This is a genomic window from Moorena sp. SIO3I6 (assembly GCF_010672095.1).
Genome location: NZ_JAAHHU010001487.1, coordinates 1 through 1230, shown reverse-complemented (window position 1 = coordinate 1230; position 1230 = coordinate 1). Strand labels below are relative to the sequence as shown.

Genomic DNA, 1230 nt, shown 5'->3' with positions numbered 1-1230 from the left:
CGGGAGTCGGGAGTCGAGAGTCGGGAGTCGGGAGTCGGGAGTCGGGAGTCGAGAGTCGGGAGTCGGGAGTCAGGAGTGTCGGAAGTGATAACAATCAATTTCAGTATTGAAAGCTATGCAGTCGTTCATGGGGTTTCCCCCATGAACGACTGCATCAAGAGAGAATCAAATATTATTGCTATTCCCTGTTCCGAGATCCGCTGTTCCCGATTCCCGATTCCCGATTCCCGATTCCCGATTCCCGATTCCCGATTCCCTGTATAGGTGTCAACCAGTAGGCTTAAAATAAATCCTCACTGCCCCATCCTGGTCCTTTCTGTGCGGCTCTGATCACAAATGCCGCTAATTTCTCGATTTCCTCCTGTGGTATCCAACTCTCTCGGACTTTGCGGCACGAGAAGCTATCATCTTTACCATCATAGGTCTTCGGTTGCCTCATAAAAGCAATGAAACCATTGAGATTATCTCGAGGTGGTGTTGCCTTAGCTAGTCTCTTCAGAGATAGAGACACGGTGGGATCAATAAGATTAGTTCCTCCCACATGACACATCTGGCAATTTTGGGAAAACAATTTTATACCAACAGACAAGTCTTCGCCATTAAACAGCTTAGTCTCTCCCTTGCCATCTACAGCAATCGCTACAGGTTCTGCCACATCTAGGTAGCGCCTGACATATTGGTTAACCGCAGCCTCAGCTGGTGAACTAACCGTCCATGTCCCTAGGCAGAACACCAGAACCACTAGCAAATAACGGATTGATACGAATAGACCTCTTGCGAAAGTAGTTTTTTGATACTTTTCCCGTGAATTGTTGTCCACTGTTCCCAACTTCTCAAAGAAGTCTAATAATCTACGGAGCATTGAGTATGTAAAGTGATATGTACTGATTGAGCAACAGGGCAGCGGCTTCTTCTATTAGCGAATCAGGTCTAGTTAAAGAAGCTAGGGTTATTGATTTTGGTTAACCCCTAAGCCCTAAGCCCTAACCCGTAACTGCCAAAAGAAAAAGCCTCTGCCCTTGCTGCTTAAATAAGCATAAAGCCTTTCGCTAGCTGCTTCCTAACCTCTGTACAAACAAACGTAATTAGTTACAGACCTTACCACAACCCCAGGTGTCGGGTCTCTGGTTGATCTCATAGAGAATATAACCAGCCATATTACGGAGGTCATCTTGGGAGACATTCCTCATATACGGAAAAACATCAGCACTCTTAGTGCTTGGATGAAAT

General features: G+C 45.9%; 2 protein-coding genes and 1 pseudogene. 1 reads left to right on the top strand and 2 read right to left on the bottom strand.

Annotated elements, in window-relative coordinates:
* The first annotated feature begins 84 nt into the window (after nucleotides 1–84).
* The gene (locus F6K49_RS50525; protein WP_293052969.1) at nucleotides 85–264 is read left to right on the top strand and encodes a hypothetical protein; all 180 of its coding nucleotides are present in this window, start codon (nucleotides 85–87) and stop codon (nucleotides 262–264) included.
* A gap of 16 nt (nucleotides 265–280) precedes the next feature.
* Here the strand turns inward: F6K49_RS50525 and psbV2 are convergent, their stop codons facing one another.
* Nucleotides 281–862, bottom strand: a complete 582-nt coding sequence (psbV2, locus tag F6K49_RS50520) for a photosystem II cytochrome PsbV2 (RefSeq protein WP_293052966.1) — start codon at nucleotides 860–862, stop codon at nucleotides 281–283.
* 223 nt (nucleotides 863–1085) lie between these two features.
* Nucleotides 1086–1230, bottom strand: a pseudogene (locus F6K49_RS50515) (cytochrome c-550); the annotation flags it as partial.

Coding starts and splice junctions, on each gene's coding strand:
- psbV2 (WP_293052966.1), bottom strand. CDS start 862: ATGCTCCGTAGATTATTAGACTTCTTTGAGAAGTTGGGAACAGTGGAC.